This is a genomic window from Bacillus sp. 11C (assembly GCF_055486375.1).
The window spans coordinates 1-17,212 of the sequence record NZ_JBUPVZ010000010.1 but is presented as its reverse complement, the minus strand read 5'-3'; the positions used below and the strand labels follow the sequence as shown (position 1 = coordinate 17,212).

Sequence of the window (17,212 nt, the reverse complement as noted above, 5' to 3'; positions counted from 1 at the left end):
AACAATGAGAAAGGAGATGATGATATGGCTGGTTTAGTAGGCGGAGGCCTTATGGTCATAGCAGGTATTCTGACCAAGCTGTTTCCTCCCAAATCCATCAACAGTGTGTACGGATATAGAACGAGACGCTCAATGTCAGATGAAAAATTATGGAATGAAGCGAACCGTTACAGTGCATCATTGATGATCCTGTCAGGCTTGTTGATTGCGGGAATGGGTGTGCTGCTGAAGTCAAACTTGATCATTCTTCAGCTTAGCCTTCTGGTAACGGCCTGTGTCATCACAATGATGCTAACGGAGAAAAGGCTGAAAAACATGACGCACAGTCAAGGAGGAGATAGAAGTGGACGGAGTTAAATGCCAGTTTGTCAAAACAAATGGAATCACGCTCCACGTTGCAGCCGCAGGGCCGGAGGACGGCCCGTTAATTGTCCTGCTCCATGGATTTCCTGAGTTTTGGTACGGCTGGAAAAACCAAATCAAACCGCTCGCCGATGCGGGTTACCGAGTCATTGCCCCTGATCAGCGAGGCTACAATCTCAGTGATAAACCGGAGGGAATTGAATCATATCGGATTGATACATTAAGAGATGATATCATCGGGCTTATCACCCAATTCACAGATGAAAAAGCAATTGTTATCGGGCATGACTGGGGAGGAGCTGTCGCATGGCATCTGGCTTCAACACGCGCCGAATATCTTGAAAAGCTGATCGCCATTAACATCCCGCATCCACATATCATGAAAAGTATAACGCCGGTTTATCCTCCACAGTGGCTGAAAAGCTCATACATCGCATTCTTCCAGCTGCCTGACATACCGGAGGCATCACTAAAGGAAAATGATTATAAAACATTAGATCAAGCGATTGGATTATCGACACGTCCTGAGCTTTTTTCGTCCGAGGATGTCAGCAGGTACAAAGAAGCGTGGAAACAGCCTGGCGCGCTGACGGCTATGCTGAACTGGTACAGAGCCCTCAGAAAAGGAAGCCTATCAGAGAAAGCAACTTGTGAAACAGCACCTTACCGGATGATCTGGGGAATGGAAGACCGCTTTTTAAGCAGAAAGCTTGCGAAAGAAACGGCAAGGCATTGCCAGAATGGGCATCTCATTTTTGTTGATGAAGCTTCCCATTGGATTAACCACGAAAAACCAGCCATCGTCAATCAGCTTATTCTCGAATATCTTAAAAAAATATAAGCCAGAATGTCTCCCAATCGTCTGTCGTAATGGCAGACTTTTTCTGTGCGTTTTTTTCATAGTCTGTTTTAAACATGACAAAATAACATTAAAAATCATGAATGTCACCATAAAATGTAACAAAAAACAGGTTTAAACGACTTTTAAAAAAGGAATAGCCTTACTGAAGATTTGTGTAAAACTCCCCTAAGGCAGTGCTTAAAAAGAATATAAAAAGAAGGTGCCTTAATGAAACAAGGTTTAATCTCGATTATTATCCCGTCTTACAATGAAGGGTATAATGTCAAACTCATTCATGAATCCTTGAAAAAGGAATTCAAGAGCATTCATTATGACTATGAAATTTTCTTCATAAACGACGGAAGTGTCGATGACACGCTTCAGCAGATCAAAGATTTAGCAGCCGTATCCAGCCGTGTTAAATACATATCTTTTTCACGGAACTTTGGAAAAGAAGCTGCGATTCTGGCGGGCTTTGAGCATGTTCAAGGCGAAGCGGTAATTGTCATGGACGCAGACCTGCAACATCCGACCTATTTGTTGAAGGAGTTTATCAAAGGCTACGAAGAAGGCTATGATCAAGTCATTGCCCAAAGGAACAGAAAAGGCGACAGCCCTGTCCGCTCATTCCTGTCATCTCTGTATTACAAATTCATCAATAAAGCGGTGGAGGTTGATTTGCGTGACGGTGTTGGAGACTTTCGGCTGTTAAGCCGCCAAGCTGTGGACGCTCTTTTGAAGCTGAGCGAGGGCAACCGCTTTTCAAAAGGTCTGTTTTGCTGGATCGGCTTCGATCAGAAAATCGTGTTTTATGAAAATGTTGAAAGAAAAAACGGCACATCAAAATGGTCGTTCAGCAGTCTGTTTAACTACGGAATGGATGGCGTCGTTTCATTTAATCATAAGCCGTTGAGAATATGCTTTTATACCGGCATTTTCATCTTACTGCTTTCCATCATTTATATCATTGCCACATTTTTTAAAATTTTGACAAACGGCATTTCTGTGCCCGGATATTTCACGATTATCTCAGCAGTGTTATTTCTCGGCGGAGTACAGCTGTTAAGCCTCGGAATCATAGGCGAATATATCGGGCGAATCTATTATGAAACAAAAAAACGCCCGCATTATTTGATTAAAGAAGCGAATATCCCGAACAAAGACATACCTGAAACGAACGAACTGAAAAGCATGCGGCGCCTGACAAAAATGCACTGAAATCACCGAGCGGTGCTTTTTTTGCCTGTTTACCATCTCAAAAGCAAGACTGGAGAATTCATATGAAAAGAAAATATGTCATGATCTATGCGGCCAGTCTACTGGTTTCCGTTCTGGCACACGCTTTTTTTGTGAAAGAATGGACGAACGGCAGATATATGACAGGTCCTGGTGACGGGCTTGCGCAAATGATCGTATTTAAAAAAATATTATTTGAACAATATACACATGGGAATCTTTTTTATAATTATTCATTCGGACTCGGCGGCGGCACGTTCAGTCAGCTTGGCTATTATTTTTCTGCTTCCTTTCTTTTTCTTGCGGCGTCCGCCGTCGTTTGGCTGCTTCAAGCCGTCCAGCTGATCGGAGAAGCGGATACGCTTTTTTGGGCGGAATCAGCTGTTTTTATCAGTATTTTTAAACTGAGCCTGATCATCTTTACGGCCGCTTCTGTTTTTCACTATCTTCTCAAACACAGAGCGGCGTCGTTTACGGGGGCCGTATTATATGGTACCTCAATCATTTATTTCCGGCACGAAGCGTATTGGGAATTTTTTACCGATACAATGATCTGGCTTCCGCTGTTAGTGCTCGGAGCGGAAAAAGTCATTAGGGAACGGCGTCCGGCATGGTTTATCATTGCGTCTTCGCTGACGTTAATCAACAATTTTTACTTTGCATACATAAACTTTATATTCATCGGAATTTACGTGCTGTTCAGATGGCTCATCCGGCTGGAAAAGCATGAAGAGAAAAGATGGATTCAATGCAGAATGTTTGTCGTTTCAGGCCTGATTTCTTTTGGTATTAGTGCGGCCGCGTTTATGCCGGTGGTATACGGTTATTTAAACAACCTGCGCCCTCCGTACAGCCAGAACATAGAGTGGCTTAATTTCGATGATAATATCTTATTTACAAGCCGGATCATCATTTTGCCGGCTGCCTTTCTGCTGTTTTTATTTATTGTTTCTTTTTACAAAAAACGCGTGTTTCGTCTTTTTGCCGGATTGAGCCTGCTGTTTATTCTGTTTCATTTCAGTCCGTATGCGGCAAGCGCATTTAACGGCTTTTCCGCCCCGCAAAACCGGTTTGAATATGTTCTGGCCTTTACCATTGCGGGAGCGGTTGCGGGGGGACTTTCACAGGTGTCTGAACTGAAATGGAAAGAACTGCTCCCGGCTGCGTCCGTTGTCCTGCTTCTGTACTTATATCATATCCAAAGGTATAAGCTTGATATATGGAAGCCTGTGAATGAATGGATTCTATTACTTTTATTCCTGACAATCGCTGCCTTGTTTACTTCAGCCATTGCGAAAAAACGGGCAACGGTAGCTGTGTACGGTGTGGTCATTCTTTCTTCACTGCTTGTCGCCAACACCTATCAAAAATACGCACTCTCAGAAGGCGGCGGTCTGGACAGAGTGACAAGAGCATATCTAACGGGTGAGGAGTATAGAGGGGAAGAATCTTCTGAGCTCATCAAGCGTTTACAGAAGGAAGACGATGATCCGCTCATGAGAATCGACTGGATGAACGGGGTCCGCAATAACACGCCAATCATTTACGGGTTTAATGGCTTCAGCGCTTATTCCAGCATTTTAAACAAACATCTGCTGACCTTTTATTGGAATGATTTGAGCATCGATATGGGGAGGGAAAGCGTCAGCCGTTATGCGTCATTGGGAGACAGGGCGAATTTATACAGCCTGCTTTACGGAAAATATTACATGACGGAAAAAACAAACGAAGCCAATGTCCCGTACGGCTTCAAAAAGCACTTGGAATCAGAGCATTATGCGGTTTATGAAAATCAATACATGCTCCCTTTTGTCAAAACAGCCGATGCCATATACAGCGAAACCGAGCTGGACAAATTGCCCGCTCTTGTGAAAGAACAGGCGATGCTGCAAGGAATTGTAGTAGCAGATCCAACGGGGAAAACGGAGCAGGCACCAAAACTGGCCAATCTGGTTCACAAGTCGGACATCACCGCAAAGCATGCCCAGTATCAAAACGGACTGCTCACTGTGACTGGAGAAAACGGAGGAGAACTGATCATTACCCCGCAAGAGGCGTCATCCTCTCCGGGAGACTACTATGTCAGCTTTTATTTGAAAAGCAAAGCAAAAGACAAAGGATTTACGTTAAGAGTCAATGATTATGCCACAACAAGGAAATCGAACCAATCGATTTATAAAACCGGAGTAAATGATATCACGGTCAGAGTGCCTAAATCAGGGCATATCTCGATCAAGCTTCCGAAAGGATCATATGAACTGAGAAACATAGCGCTCTACGAAGAAAATTATCAAATACTGAAAAGCGCTGTGCGGAAAAATAAAACAGAAGAAGCAGACAATCTGAAATGGGATAAAAACAAACTGATGTTTGCCTATCATCTGTCAAAAGACAAGTACATCATGCTTCCCATTCCTTATGAAAAAGGCTGGGAGCTGAAGATTAACGGGAAACCACAGACGATCGAAAAAGCGGACTATGCTTTCATAGGCTTTAAGGCGCAAAAGGGAGACAATCACATTGAGCTTGCCTACTATCCGCCATACTTTAAACGATCGGCGCTCATATCTCTCGTCAGTCTGCTGCTTGCTGTTTTATATATAAGGCGAAAAAAGCCCGGCTCTAAATAGAGCCGAGCTTTAATTTTTTCTGGAGTTTTTCTTCGCTGAATATCCATCCCGTATAGGATGAGCGAATCTTGAGATCATGGCCGATATTAACGATGGCCACAAACGGATAATGGCCTTTGCTTCGGTAACGCAGGTCAATAAATCTCACCTCATAATGATCTTTAAACGTATCCACTTCCCATCGGTAAACAGGAGAAAATGACAGAAACGCCGCAATGTTATCATCCTGCTTTGCCGCATGCATCACTTCGGTTTCAGGAACAGGCACCCGATTAAACGTATCCAGAATCACGACATGCCCTTCCATGCTTCTTCCCACATAGAAAGCATGGGCTGTCGTAACTGCGACCCGCCATTGCCTGAATTTCATCGTCGGAGAAATAATGATGCTTTCGATTTCATCATGAATCATCTCATGAAGCTTCCGTTTAATTCTCAGCTGCATGATAAGGCGCACCATATAATAACCTGCCAATATGATATATAAGCTGAGAAACGTGATGCCGGGACTGCCGCCCGCATACCATATCGCAATAGCCGCCAGATGACTGATAAAAATAAACGGATCAAACGTATTAATCAGCCCGAGCGCAACCCACTTTTTCGAAAACGGACGTATGGCTTGTGTTCCGTATGCGTTAAAAATATCAACAAAAACATGCAGAACGACTGCCAGCAGCGTCCATAGCCACAGATGCAGAAAATCGCCCTGCGGATAAAATAAATACAGAATGGCCGGGATGATCACAGACCAAAACAAAACAGCGGGAATTGAATGGGTAAATCCTCTGTGATTTCTTATATAAACAGCATTATTTTTAAGCTTTAACACAGTATCAATATCCGGAGCCTGAGAGCCCGCAAGCGTTGCGATCATAACAGCGTGAGCCATTGCCGGATCTGATCCGACAACAGGATCAAGCGTCGCAATACCGCCAAGTGCGATGCCCATGACGACATGTGTGCCCGTATCCATAGGTGACCTCCTTGCAGGATTGTCCTGCACATTGACTTTATAAGATATTCCCCATTTTCATATACCCAATTTTTCAACCGATTTAATCGTTCTCATATGTTTCCGCTTTTTCTTTACTTCTATTTAATGTAACATATTATCGTACTGTGCCCTTAGTGTACAACAAAAAACAGTCTAAAGAAAAGCGGGGCGCGAAAGACTGGGGAGAAACACATATGAACGTACTTGAAGACAAATTAAAACAAAAAGACATACAGCAATTTCGCGATGATTTAATCTCATGGTTCGAACGAGAGCAGCGCATTCTGCCGTGGAGAGAGGATCAAGATCCATATAAAGTGTGGGTATCTGAAGTGATGCTGCAGCAAACAAGAGTAGATACAGTGATTCCTTATTTTCTGCGGTTTGTGGAACAATTCCCGACAGTGGAAGCGCTCGCTGATGCTGATGAAGAAAAAGTGCTGAAAGCATGGGAGGGACTCGGCTATTATTCGCGAGTCCGAAATCTGCAAAGCGCGGTAAAAGAAGTGAAACAGGAATACGGGGGCATTGTTCCTCCAGACGAGAAAGATTTTGGCGGCTTAAAAGGCGTCGGCCCTTATACAAAGGGAGCTGTGCTCAGCATCGCCTACAATAAACCCGTCCCTGCGGTTGACGGAAATGTGATGCGTGTCATGTCCAGAATTCTTTCCATTTGGGATGACATAGCCAAACCAAAAACAAGGACGATCTTTGAAGATGCAGTTCGTGCATTTATTTCAAAAGAAAAACCATCTGAATTTAATCAAGGCCTGATGGAGCTTGGAGCCTTGATCTGTACGCCGAAATCACCTTCATGCCTGCTATGCCCGGTTCAGCAGCATTGCTCAGCATTTGAAGAAGGCACTGAACGGGAACTTCCCGTAAAAAGCAAAAAGAAAAAGCCAGGGGTCAAATCAATGGCCGCGATCGTTCTGACTGATGAAGACGGACAAGTGTATATACACAAACGCCCGTCAAAAGGTTTGCTCGCCAACCTGTGGGAATTCCCTAATCTTGAAACACAAAAAGGAATCAAAACCGAGCGTGAACAGCTCATTGCATTTTTGGAAACCGAATGTGGGATACAAGCTGACATCAGTGATCTGCAAGGTGTAGTCGAGCACGTTTTCACCCACCTGGTATGGAATATTTCTGTGTTTTTCGGTAAAGTAAAACAAGTGTCGGATTCCGCAAAGCTGAAAAAAGTAACGAAAGAAGAGCTTGAACAATTTGCGTTCCCGGTGTCACATCAAAAAATCTGGAAGATGGCAGTGGAAGCAGCCGAATACACGGCTGCTCCGTAAACGTTCTTAATCGTAAGTGACGCGCGTGCCGTGGGTGTAGTCCGCTTCATTTCGTTTCATCCCGCCTCGCGCTTCAATTTCTTGCGCTAATTCCCGGTATTTTGATTGGCCTTCTTCGTTTAAATAAGGCATAATTTGCTGAAAGGCATGATGAAAATAGGCGAGTTCACTGTTCTTCCAATCTTTTTTGGAAACCATGTTTAATTCGCTCATATCACGTCCGACATACATAACAGAAGATCCCCCTTTACGTTCTTGTCATTATTGTTTGTGGAAATAAAAGAACTATACGCTACAAGGAGATGAGGAAAAAATGGAACAAAATAAATGCGCACTCGTAACAGGAAGCAGCCGAGGTGTCGGAAAAGCGGCAGCGATCAGGCTCGCTGAGAACGGTTATAACATCGTCATTAACTATGCACGCAGCAAAAAAGCAGCTTTGGAAACAGCGGAAGAAATCGAAAAGCTTGGTGTCAAAGTGCTTGTCGTAAAAGCAAACGTAGGACAGCAGGCAAAAATCAAAGAAATGTTTCAGCAAATTGAAGAAACGTTCGGCAGACTTGATGTTTTTGTTAATAATGCCGCTTCAGGCGTCCTGAGACCTGTCATGGAATTAGAAGAAACACACTGGGATTGGACGATGAACATTAATGCGAAGGCATTGCTTTTCTGCGCTCAGGAAGCGGCCAAGCTAATGGAAAAGAACGGAGGCGGGCATATCGTCAGCATCAGTTCACTAGGTTCTATCCGCTACCTGGAAAACTACACGACAGTTGGGGTATCTAAAGCGGCATTAGAAGCGTTAACCCGTTATCTCGCGGTTGAGCTTTCTCCAAAACAAATTATCGTCAATGCCGTATCGGGCGGAGCGATTGACACAGACGCGCTCAAACACTTCCCGAATAGAGAAGACCTGCTCGAGGATGCGCGTCAAAACACGCCGGCAGGACGCATGGTTGAGATTAAAGACATGGTTGATACTGTCGAATTTTTAGTGTCATCTAAGGCTGACATGATTCGCGGACAGACCATTATCATCGATGGCGGACGCTCGCTGCTCGTTTAAAATTTTTAAAAAAGAGGAATAGCCATACCGTCACCTGCACATTCTAATGACCGTGGAGGTGATAACAATGGCAAACCAAAATTTCAGCAAAACAAACGCACAACAAGTCAAAAAACAAAATCAACAATCAGCTGCTGGTCAAGGCCAATTCGGCACTGAATTTGCTAGCGAAACAAACGCTCAGCAAGTCAGAAAACAAAACCAGCAATCAGCTGCTGGCCAACAAGGCCAATTCGGCACTGAATTCGCTAGCGAAACAAACGTACAGCAGGTAAGACAGCAAAACCAATCTGCTGAACAAAACAAACAACAAAACAGCTAATCACTGAAACAGAAAAAAGCACTTCATCTTCGGGTGAAAGTGCTTTTTTCTGTTTGTAAAACGACAAAACTTGTGCAAGGTCTACAGAATGAGTCAAAGGGTTTGCTTTCTTGAGATCGAAATAATGAAAGGAGGAAACGTTTAGACTTTCACCAGGCTGAAGGAGGAACCGATGACGGAATTTGAAAAGCTCGTAAGTGAACAGATGAAAACGATGGACAAGCTTCTCGAGCTCCAATCAGAGCTCGACCGCTGCAAACAAATTGAAGCAGAACTCCGGCATTTGGAAAGAGATGCAAGGCTGCGCGGTATTCAGAATGAAATTGCGGTAAAACGGAAACATCTTGCCGATATAAAGGATATGTTTCAAAAACAGACAGAGCAGGTGATTCGTTCATATCGCAGCTCAGAAAAGCCGTCTTCCTTTGTGTAGAGCAGGAATGTGCCATTCCCCGGCCGGAATGGCTCTTTTATTTTCATTTTTCAATTTGTAACGTTATAATAGGTAAAAGACGTTGTCGGTAAGCAAAATTTGGACATACTAACTGTAGGGCTTTATAGAAAGTAGGGGAGAAATATGGGCTATCCCAAGGAAGGAGAAACCATTCAAATTCACAGCTATAAGCATAACGGGCTGATTCATAGAATTTGGAATGAGACGACAATCTTAAAAAGTACAGAAATGTGTGTCATTGGAGCCAATGACCGGACGATGGTTACCGAATCAGACGGCCGGACATGGATAACCAGAGAGCCCGCAATCTGTTATTTTCACGCAAGACAATGGTTTAATGTCATCGGGATGCTGAGGGAAGACGGAGTTCATTACTATTGTAATATCAGTTCTCCATTTGCCTACGATGGCGAAGCAATTAAATATATTGATTATGACTTAGATGTTAAGGTTTTTCCTGACATGACCTACAATATTCTCGATGAAGACGAATATGATGATCATCGGAAAGCCATGAATTATCCAAAAGAAATCGACAGTATTTTAAGAGACTACCTAAACACGCTGCTCCATTGGATTCACCAGCGTCAGGGACCGTTTGCTCCCGAGTTTGTCGATATGTGGTATGAACGGTATTTGCGCTATACAAAATAATGGTTACGTAAAAAACCTGTTGCGGGGTACAACAGGTTTTTCACATGGGCTCACACACATCATGGTAAAGAGAGAGGGGGAATCAACGTGGGGGTTATGAAACGCTACATGCAGTTCGTCAAACCTTATAAGAAGCAAATTTTCGTTACCGTGTTAATCGGGATTGTAAAATTCTCCATTCCGCTTGCTCTCCCATTGCTTCTGAAGTACGTAGTTGACGACATTATTCAAGGAGGCGGCACGGCCAGTGACAAAACAACGTCATTGTTCACCATTATGGCGATTATGTTCGCCTTATTTTTAATTTTGCGCCCGCCTGTTGAATACTATAGGCAATATTTTGCCCAGTGGACAGCCAGCAAGGTGCTCTACGATATAAGAGCCAAGCTGTTTGACCATATACAGAAACTGAGCCTTCGTTTTTATGCGAATACAAGAACAGGAGAAGTCATTTCGCGAGTGATCAATGATGTGGAACAAACAAAGGATTTTGTCATTACAGGCCTGATGAATATATGGCTTGATATGCTGACGATTTTGATTGTAATCTCTATCATGCTGACACTGGACATTAAATTAACGCTGATCTCTATCGTATTATTCCCACTATACGGCATATCAGTGAAGTATTTTTACGGCCGTTTAAGAAAGCTGACAAGGGAGCGCTCGCAGGCGCTAGCTCAAGTGCAGGGGCATTTGCACGAGCGCATTCAAGGCATGCCGGTCATCAGAAGTTTTGCGATAGAAGATCATGAACAGGCTAATTTTAATGAGAAAAACAGCCATTTCTTAAATAAAGCCATCAGCCACACGAATTGGAATGCCAAAACCTTTGCGGTCGTTAATACCATTACAGATTTGGCACCGCTCATCGTGATTGCGTGCGCTGGCTATTTTGTCATTAATGGGCCGCTGACAGTCGGCACAATGGTCGCGTTTGTCGGATATATTGACAGAATGTACAACCCTGTTAGAAGGCTGATTAATTCCTCTACAACATTGACACAGTCAATCGCATCAATGGACAGGGTGTTTGAATTTATTGACGAGCCTTATGAACTCACTGACAAACCAAATGCCATTAAGGCCCGCCGGATTCGCGGAGAAGTGGAATTTCAAAACGTTTCTTTTCAATATGAAAAGGAAAAAGAAAACATTCTCCATGATGTCTCTTTAAAGGTAAATAGAGGAGAAACCGTAGCTCTCGTGGGCATGAGCGGAGGAGGCAAATCCACACTCGTCAGCCTGATTCCGAGATTTTATGATGTGACAAGCGGCAGACTGCTGATTGACGGGACAGATATTCGCGATTATGAAGCGAGAAGCCTTCGCAACCAGGTTGGTATGGTGCTTCAGGATACCTTTTTATTCAGCGAAACGATTCGGGAAAACATCGCAATCGGCCAACCTGATGCCACGCTGGAAGAGATTATCGAAGCCGCTAAAGCTGCCAATGCCCATGAATTTATTATGAGTTTCCCAGAAGGGTATGAGACCCGGGTAGGTGAAAGAGGCGTTAAGCTGTCAGGCGGACAAAAGCAGCGGATCTCAATCGCGCGAGTATTTCTGAAAAATCCGCCGCTCCTCATTTTAGATGAAGCGACATCAGCTCTTGATCTGGAAAGTGAGCATTACATTCAAGAAGCGATGGACAAACTGGCAAAGGACAGAACAACCTTTGTTGTCGCCCACCGCTTATCGACCATCACACATGCGGATAAGATTGTGGTTATGGAAAACGGCACAATCACCGAAACAGGAACCCATCATGAACTCATGGACTATGACAGTCAGTACAAACACTTATTTACTATTCAAAATTTGAGCTGAACATCAATCTTATATCCTTTCAACGAAGGGTATAAGATTTTTTTGTATATTAAAAACCCGGCTGTTCAACCGGGTTACTCTTCTGTCTCTATTTCGCAGTCTTTCGGATGATACGTTTGAAAACTTGTGATCAGAGTTTCTAAATGTTCAAGCTGATCGCGATACTCTACGGCACTTGCCATAATATTGAGCATGTTGTAATCAATAAGCTCATCATTTGTGTTCTGCTGATTTTTTAAAAATGACTTTGTTAAAAGCTGTTTATATTGAATGCCTTCTTCATCTGTGTCATCATGCGGCTTGATTTTTCCGACAAACCGCATCAAAATCCGTTCATGCCAGTAAAGCAGGTAATCAAGCTCTTCAGTCAGAGTTTCCTGAAACTCTTCCGGCATATGATAGATGTCGTTTTCCAGACGATGCAGCTTCTTCAATGTATCAAGCGCTCTGTTTCCAGTAATAATTGCCTGTCTGAACAGGACAAGCTTTCTTGATTTCACATAAGTCGTTTTCTTAAAGTAACTTCTTTCTTCTTTATATAGAAGATAAGTCTGATCAAGCTTGATCATTTTTTCTTTCAGCTTTTCAATATCCTCTTTCAAAATCGAATGCTCTGTTGACTGCCGCATGCTCAGCCTGATCCATTTCATAATTTCTTCTGTATTTTCAACGGTATTATGAATCAGCTTTGTTTCGTACTTAGGAGGCAAAAACACAAGGTTGACGATAAAAGAAGACAGCACCCCCAAGATGACTGTGCTTGTTCTGATCAGCGCGAACATTAAAAAGTCGTCGCCGGCGGTTTCTAAAATCGCAATAACTGTTACAAGTGCGATTGAAATTGTATGCTCAATTTTAAGTTTCAGCATGATTGTAATGACAATAACTGCTGTCAACCCGATCATAATCGGGCTGGGTCCAAAAATAAGGCCGAACACTGTGGCGATAACAGCTCCGATAATATTGGCCTGAACCTGATCAATAATAATAAGAAAAGAGCGGTAAATCGACGGCTGAATCGCAAATATCGCTGCAATCCCAGCGAAAATCGGCGTGGGAAGCCCGATCCACGAAGCCAAATAAAGGGCCAGTGTAATCGCAATCCCGGTTTTGAAAATGCGGGCACCAAGTTTCATTGGTTTGTGCGTGCATTCCTTTCTATAATAAATTATGTGACATAGCAAATGGGCTATCCTTAAAATTCCCGGTCAGTTTATTTGCTAAACAATTAAGTAATATACAGGGATCAATACAAATATTCAAGCTATTTTTTCAAGAAAAAGACCAAAATCTTACACGCTGTGGGAATGAATGAAAAAACAGGAGCTTTATGCTCCTGTCCAAGGGGGGTAATCCTAGTTTTTAAGATGTTTAAAAGCATCCTCGACAGCTGCAAGCGTGTCTTTAATATCCTGCTCTGTGTGTGCTGTTGTAATAAACCAGGCTTCATATTTAGATGGTGCTAAATTAATTCCGCGTTCCAGCATCAGCTTGAAAAACGTAGCGAATGTTTCCCCGTCACTGCGTTCAGCCTGCTCGTAATTTTCGATTTTCTCCTCAGAGAAATAAACCGTGAGTGCACCCTTTAACCGGTTGACAGTAATCGTGATGCCGTGTGTTTCTGCGTGCTGTAAAATGCCTTCCTCCAGCATAGCGCCAAGATGATCGAGCTTTTCATACAAGCCTTCCTCTTTGAGCACTTCCAAACAAGCGATGCCTGATAGGATGGAAGCGGGATTACCGGCCATTGTTCCAGCCTGATAAGCCGGTCCGAGTGGAGCTACCTGCTCCATAATTTCTTTTTTACCCCCATAGGCGCCAATCGGAAGTCCGCCGCCGATAATTTTTCCGAGTGCGGTTAAATCCGGTTTCACCTGTAAGAGATCCTGCGCGCCGCCATACATAAAGCGGAAAGCCGTAATGACTTCATCGTAAATAACGAGAGCGCCCGCATCGTGTGTCAATTCATTTACTTTTTCCAAGAAGCCCTCTTTCGGCTCAACAATTCCAAAGTTGCCGACAATCGGCTCAACGAGAACCGCCGCGATTTCACTGCCCCATTTATCAAGGGCTGCTTTATAGCTGTCAATATCATTAAATGGAACTGTGATTACTTCGTTTGCGATGCTTTTCGGTACGCCGGCTGAGTCTGGCGTGCCGAGAGTAGACGGGCCAGAGCCGGCTGCGACAAGAACAAGATCCGAATGCCCGTGATAACAGCCTGCAAATTTAATGATTTTTGTCCGGCCTGTATATGCGCGAGCCACGCGGATGGTCGTCATCACAGCCTCTGTTCCCGAATTAACGAATCTTACTTTGTCCATAGCAGGAATGGCTTCTTTGAGCATCTTTGCAAATGTAACCTCATGTTTCGTCGGTGTTCCATACAATACACCGTTCTCTGCCGCTTTTTTAATCGCTTCTGTAATATGCGGGTGGGCATGCCCTGTGATGATCGGACCGTACGCCGCTAAATAATCGATGTACTTGTTGCCGTCCACATCCCAAAAATAAGCGCCGTTTGCTTTTTCCATTGCGACGGGAGAACCGCCGCCGACCGCTTTATATGATCTAGACGGGCTGTTTACTCCGCCGACAATGTGCGCTAATGCCTCGTTGTGAAGTTCAATTGATTTTGTATGCAAAAATAAAAACCTCCTATATCTCCATGCGTCCTTTCTATTGTAGCATGCTTCCCAATAAGAACAACGGATTCGGGCTTAAGATGGAGAGGACGATGGTTGTAATCTGGACAAGAATTGGATACGCTTAATAAAAAACATTCGGAGGTAAAGCAATGACTATAGAAATCGGACAAAAAGCGCCTGATCTTGAGTTAAAGGGCGATCATGGGGAAACAGTAACATTATCGGATTATAAAGGGAAGTATATCGTGCTTTACTTTTATCCAAAAGACATGACACCGGGATGCACAACTGAAGCATGCGATTTTCGGGACAGCCATGAAAGCTTCGCTGAACTTGATGCTGTTATTATCGGCGTCAGCCCGGACAGCCAGGAAAAACACGGAAAATTTAAAGAGAAGCATAACCTTCCATTTCTGCTTCTTGTTGATGACGAACATAAGCTGGCGGAAGCATTTGATGTTTGGAAGCTGAAGAAAAACTTTGGAAAAGAATATATGGGAATTGAACGCTCTACTTTTTTGATAGACAAGGAAGGCCGGCTCGTTAAAGAATGGAGAAAGGTAAAAGTAAAAGACCATGTAGCCGAAGCGCTTCAGACACTCAAGGATATGTCGGAAAAGTAAACTGATTTGGTTACTTTCACCCTGATATCAATTGACAAATTATCGTAAAAAGAGTTACACTAATTATAAACATTACAATGTAAGAATTTTTTTTAGAAGAGAGGTGCATGACGGATGGCTGCACATGAACTAAAAGAAGCCTTAGAAACGTTGAAGGAAACCGGAGTTCGCATTACTCCTCAACGTCATGCGATTCTGGAATATCTCGTTAACTCTATGGCTCATCCAACAGCGGACGATATATATAAAGCTCTGGAAGGGAGGTTTCCTAACATGAGCGTAGCGACGGTATATAACAATTTGCGTGTGTTCCGGGAATCCGGTTTGGTAAAAGAGCTCACATACGGTGATGCTTCCAGCAGATTCGATTTTGTCACATCCGATCACTATCACGCGATCTGTGAAAACTGCGGCAAAATTGTGGACTTCCACTACCCGGGCCTTGACGAAGTGGAGCAGCTTGCTGCCCATGTCACGGGCTTTAAAGTAAGTCACCACCGTTTAGAAATTTACGGCGTCTGCCAAGAGTGTTCAAAAAAAGAAAACCATTAAAAATAAGCTGACCGTACGAAACGGTCAGCTTATTTTATTTGGACATTTTCTTTTTATTATAAGACTCATCAAATTCTTTTCCTTCTAAGCCCCTATCTAAAGTCAGCGGCTTTCTGCAATGCATGCACATATCTACTCTTCCCAAAACCTTTGTCTCTTTTTCACAGCCCGGACATATGACGCGGACCGCTTTGGTCGAAAGCATACCGATCCAAAAGTAAACAACCGTGCTGAGCCCGATGGATAAAAGCCCTAGTATCATAAACAAACTTGAAAGCAAAACGGACTCCTTGAAAAAGATCCCGATGTACATAATGACAAACCCAACGAAAACCAAACTTAACGCAAATGTTCTGATTTTATTAATTTTGCTGGAGTATTTCGCCATGTCCATCCCCCTCTGACTTTAACTATAGCACAAACCCAATGGGATTTTCTTCATGTTTTCGGTTGAACTGGAATTTACATATGGAGACTTCCTGTGAAATTGTTTATAATAGTTCAATGTGTTTAGAATAAAGGAATTTCGTTTTAATCATAGAATTGAATCAAATAGAAAATAAAAAATTGAACATTTGCATTGGAGGAATAGTGATGGATAATCTTCTCCGTCCAATTTACCAAGAAAGAGCAAGTCACCCCAACACATTGGCTGTCATAATGATCGAGAGAAGAAACAAAACATCTTCCTTAACAGATAACTTTGATGCCGCTTTGCTGGTGATTGTAAAGGAGGCTGACGAGCCTGTTTTTATAAAGCATTATGAATTTGATCATAAAACAGCTTCTTTGCATGTGGTAACAGATTCTCAGATTCAAGAATGGATTTTGCTCGGGACAAATAGAAGAATCATAGATTGGATTATAAATGGAAAAGTCATGTTTGACCGCAATGAATACATTGCCGAACAGATTGAGAGACTGAATACATTTCCGTTTGCCGAACGTAAACTGAAGATCGGACTTGAATACGGCAAATTAATCAGAAGATATGTTGAAGGAAAAGCTTTTTTTGAAGCCAATCAATTTTTAGATGCCTACAATGCGGTTGTTCATGCACTGCATCATTTAGCGCGTATAGAAGTAATCGACAGAGGATTCCATCCGGAAACCACAGTATGGAGCCAAGTGCGCCAGATGGAGCCTCAAGTATACAAATTATATTCTGAGCTGATTGAAAGTCACGAGAGCTTGGAAAAAAGACTTGAATTATTATTTCTAGCAAATGATTTTCTTATCCATTCTAAATCAGATATCGGGTCGGCACATCTTTTTGAGGTGATGAAAGAAAAAGACATTTGGCAATTTGGGGAGCTTCTTCAGCATCCTGACTTAAAGCACTTTACTCAAGACCTTGGCGTTATGCTTGATTACCTGACTGACAAGGGACTTATTAACGTCTGCCAGATAGAAACGAAAGGACAGGCTGTCTATCACCGAGGATATTCTTTTAAAAAAGATGTTGACTCTAATTCTTGACCGTGTTATATTATTAAACGTCGCTGATGTGCTTCTGGAAAAATGAGCTCACAGCGGCGGAGAAATAAATTAAAAAACATTTGACAAAAGAAAGTCAAAATGTTATATTAGTAAAGTCGCTTCAACAAGAAGTGGAAATGATCTTTGAAAACTAAACAAGACAAAACGTACCTGTTAATTCATTTTTTTATAAATCGCACAGCGATGTGCGTA

18 protein-coding genes are annotated in these 17,212 nt (G+C 42.9%); 13 read left to right on the top strand and 5 right to left on the bottom strand.

What is annotated here, in order from left to right; genetic code table 11:
• Positions 1–24 precede the first annotated feature (24 nt).
• The 4 genes from ACY3LV_RS14525 (at position 25) to ACY3LV_RS14510 (ending at position 5,070) form a co-directional block, all read left to right on the top strand.
• The gene (locus ACY3LV_RS14525) at positions 25–357 is read left to right on the top strand and encodes an SdpI family protein (RefSeq protein ID WP_148963666.1); all 333 of its coding nucleotides are present in this window, start codon (positions 25–27) and stop codon (positions 355–357) included.
• Positions 344–1,204: an alpha/beta fold hydrolase gene (locus tag ACY3LV_RS14520; RefSeq protein ID WP_148963667.1), complete on the top strand. Its 861-nt coding sequence runs from the start codon at positions 344–346 to the stop codon at positions 1,202–1,204. Before ACY3LV_RS14525 ends, ACY3LV_RS14520 begins: the two co-directional genes overlap by 14 nt.
• Before the next feature lie 228 nt (positions 1,205–1,432).
• Positions 1,433–2,422 (top strand): glycosyltransferase family 2 protein, encoded by a 990-nt coding sequence (locus ACY3LV_RS14515; protein ID WP_333562146.1) that lies wholly within the window; start codon positions 1,433–1,435, stop codon positions 2,420–2,422.
• A gap of 62 nt (positions 2,423–2,484) precedes the next feature.
• Positions 2,485–5,070 carry a YfhO family protein gene (locus ACY3LV_RS14510; protein WP_333562147.1) on the top strand — a complete coding sequence of 862 codons (2,586 nt, stop codon included), beginning with the start codon at positions 2,485–2,487 and terminating at the stop codon, positions 5,068–5,070.
• On the opposite strand, the gene ACY3LV_RS14505 is transcribed toward ACY3LV_RS14510, so the two are convergent.
• The gene (locus ACY3LV_RS14505; protein WP_464864035.1) at positions 5,063–6,046 is read right to left on the bottom strand and encodes a metal-dependent hydrolase; all 984 of its coding nucleotides are present in this window, start codon (positions 6,044–6,046) and stop codon (positions 5,063–5,065) included. The genes ACY3LV_RS14510 and ACY3LV_RS14505 overlap by 8 nt on opposite strands.
• Before the next feature lie 215 nt (positions 6,047–6,261).
• Between ACY3LV_RS14505 and mutY the strand changes: the two genes are divergently transcribed.
• Complete coding sequence (gene mutY, locus ACY3LV_RS14500; RefSeq protein WP_148963671.1) at positions 6,262–7,371, top strand: A/G-specific adenine glycosylase; 1,110 nt, start codon at positions 6,262–6,264, stop codon at positions 7,369–7,371.
• Between the two features lie 6 nt (positions 7,372–7,377).
• On the opposite strand, the gene ACY3LV_RS14495 is transcribed toward mutY, so the two are convergent.
• Positions 7,378–7,602, bottom strand: a complete 225-nt coding sequence (locus ACY3LV_RS14495) for a hypothetical protein (RefSeq protein WP_148963672.1) — start codon at positions 7,600–7,602, stop codon at positions 7,378–7,380.
• Between the two features lie 82 nt (positions 7,603–7,684).
• Here ACY3LV_RS14495 and fabL point away from each other — a divergent pair, with 82 nt between their 5' ends.
• The 5 genes from fabL (at position 7,685) to ACY3LV_RS14470 (ending at position 11,697) form a co-directional block, all read left to right on the top strand.
• Positions 7,685–8,437, top strand: coding sequence for an enoyl-[acyl-carrier-protein] reductase FabL (gene fabL / locus ACY3LV_RS14490; RefSeq protein WP_087992625.1), 753 nt, complete (start codon positions 7,685–7,687; stop codon positions 8,435–8,437).
• 67 nt (positions 8,438–8,504) lie between these two features.
• Entirely contained in the window at positions 8,505–8,759 is a 255-nt protein-coding gene (locus ACY3LV_RS14485) for a gamma-type small acid-soluble spore protein (RefSeq protein ID WP_148963673.1), read from the top strand.
• A 172-nt stretch (positions 8,760–8,931) separates the two neighbouring features.
• Positions 8,932–9,192 carry a YgaB family protein gene (locus ACY3LV_RS14480; protein WP_087992627.1) on the top strand — a complete coding sequence of 87 codons (261 nt, stop codon included), beginning with the start codon at positions 8,932–8,934 and terminating at the stop codon, positions 9,190–9,192.
• Positions 9,193–9,336: 144 nt separating this feature from the next.
• On the top strand, positions 9,337–9,867 hold the full coding sequence (ntdP, locus tag ACY3LV_RS14475) for a nucleoside tri-diphosphate phosphatase (RefSeq protein WP_003223272.1): 531 nt from the start codon (positions 9,337–9,339) through the stop codon (positions 9,865–9,867).
• 87 nt (positions 9,868–9,954) lie between these two features.
• Entirely contained in the window at positions 9,955–11,697 is a 1,743-nt protein-coding gene (locus ACY3LV_RS14470) for an ABC transporter ATP-binding protein (RefSeq protein ID WP_333562373.1), read from the top strand.
• A 74-nt stretch (positions 11,698–11,771) separates the two neighbouring features.
• Here ACY3LV_RS14470 and ACY3LV_RS14465 read toward each other — a convergent pair whose 3' ends face one another.
• Together ACY3LV_RS14465 and ACY3LV_RS14460 are read right to left on the bottom strand one after the other, a co-directional pair.
• Positions 11,772–12,833 carry an aromatic acid exporter family protein gene (locus tag ACY3LV_RS14465; protein ID WP_148963675.1) on the bottom strand — a complete coding sequence of 354 codons (1,062 nt, stop codon included), beginning with the start codon at positions 12,831–12,833 and terminating at the stop codon, positions 11,772–11,774.
• Between the two features lie 219 nt (positions 12,834–13,052).
• On the bottom strand, positions 13,053–14,342 hold the full coding sequence (locus ACY3LV_RS14460; RefSeq protein WP_464864034.1) for a glutamate-1-semialdehyde 2,1-aminomutase: 1,290 nt from the start codon (positions 14,340–14,342) through the stop codon (positions 13,053–13,055).
• Positions 14,343–14,494: 152 nt separating this feature from the next.
• On the opposite strand from ACY3LV_RS14460, the gene bcp reads away from it, so the two are divergent.
• Together bcp and perR are read left to right on the top strand one after the other, a co-directional pair.
• Complete coding sequence (bcp, locus tag ACY3LV_RS14455) at positions 14,495–14,968, top strand: thioredoxin-dependent thiol peroxidase (RefSeq protein ID WP_003223280.1); 474 nt, start codon at positions 14,495–14,497, stop codon at positions 14,966–14,968.
• 114 nt (positions 14,969–15,082) lie between these two features.
• Entirely contained in the window at positions 15,083–15,520 is a 438-nt protein-coding gene (gene perR, locus ACY3LV_RS14450; protein ID WP_464864032.1) for a peroxide-responsive transcriptional repressor PerR, read from the top strand.
• 34 nt (positions 15,521–15,554) lie between these two features.
• Here perR and ACY3LV_RS14445 read toward each other — a convergent pair whose 3' ends face one another.
• Positions 15,555–15,908: a YgzB family protein gene (locus ACY3LV_RS14445; protein ID WP_464864031.1), complete on the bottom strand. Its 354-nt coding sequence runs from the start codon at positions 15,906–15,908 to the stop codon at positions 15,555–15,557.
• 206 nt (positions 15,909–16,114) lie between these two features.
• Between ACY3LV_RS14445 and ACY3LV_RS14440 the strand changes: the two genes are divergently transcribed.
• A complete protein-coding gene (locus ACY3LV_RS14440; RefSeq protein WP_148963678.1) occupies positions 16,115–16,999 on the top strand; it encodes a nucleotidyltransferase-like protein in 885 nt (294 codons plus the stop codon).
• Positions 17,000–17,212 lie beyond the last annotated feature (213 nt).

Coding starts and splice junctions, on each gene's coding strand:
- mutY (WP_148963671.1), top strand. CDS start 6,262: ATGAACGTACTTGAAGACAAATTAAAACAAAAAGACATACAGCAATTT.
- ACY3LV_RS14505 (WP_464864035.1), bottom strand. CDS start 6,046: ATGGATACGGGCACACATGTCGTCATGGGCATCGCACTTGGCGGTATT.
- fabL (WP_087992625.1), top strand. CDS start 7,685: ATGGAACAAAATAAATGCGCACTCGTAACAGGAAGCAGCCGAGGTGTC.
- ACY3LV_RS14485 (WP_148963673.1), top strand. CDS start 8,505: ATGGCAAACCAAAATTTCAGCAAAACAAACGCACAACAAGTCAAAAAA.
- ACY3LV_RS14515 (WP_333562146.1), top strand. CDS start 1,433: ATGAAACAAGGTTTAATCTCGATTATTATCCCGTCTTACAATGAAGGG.
- ACY3LV_RS14480 (WP_087992627.1), top strand. CDS start 8,932: ATGACGGAATTTGAAAAGCTCGTAAGTGAACAGATGAAAACGATGGAC.
- ACY3LV_RS14510 (WP_333562147.1), top strand. CDS start 2,485: ATGAAAAGAAAATATGTCATGATCTATGCGGCCAGTCTACTGGTTTCC.
- ACY3LV_RS14440 (WP_148963678.1), top strand. CDS start 16,115: ATGGATAATCTTCTCCGTCCAATTTACCAAGAAAGAGCAAGTCACCCC.
- bcp (WP_003223280.1), top strand. CDS start 14,495: ATGACTATAGAAATCGGACAAAAAGCGCCTGATCTTGAGTTAAAGGGC.
- ACY3LV_RS14495 (WP_148963672.1), bottom strand. CDS start 7,602: ATGTATGTCGGACGTGATATGAGCGAATTAAACATGGTTTCCAAAAAA.
- perR (WP_464864032.1), top strand. CDS start 15,083: ATGGCTGCACATGAACTAAAAGAAGCCTTAGAAACGTTGAAGGAAACC.
- ntdP (WP_003223272.1), top strand. CDS start 9,337: ATGGGCTATCCCAAGGAAGGAGAAACCATTCAAATTCACAGCTATAAG.
- ACY3LV_RS14465 (WP_148963675.1), bottom strand. CDS start 12,833: ATGAAACTTGGTGCCCGCATTTTCAAAACCGGGATTGCGATTACACTG.
- ACY3LV_RS14525 (WP_148963666.1), top strand. CDS start 25: ATGGCTGGTTTAGTAGGCGGAGGCCTTATGGTCATAGCAGGTATTCTG.
- ACY3LV_RS14445 (WP_464864031.1), bottom strand. CDS start 15,908: ATGGCGAAATACTCCAGCAAAATTAATAAAATCAGAACATTTGCGTTA.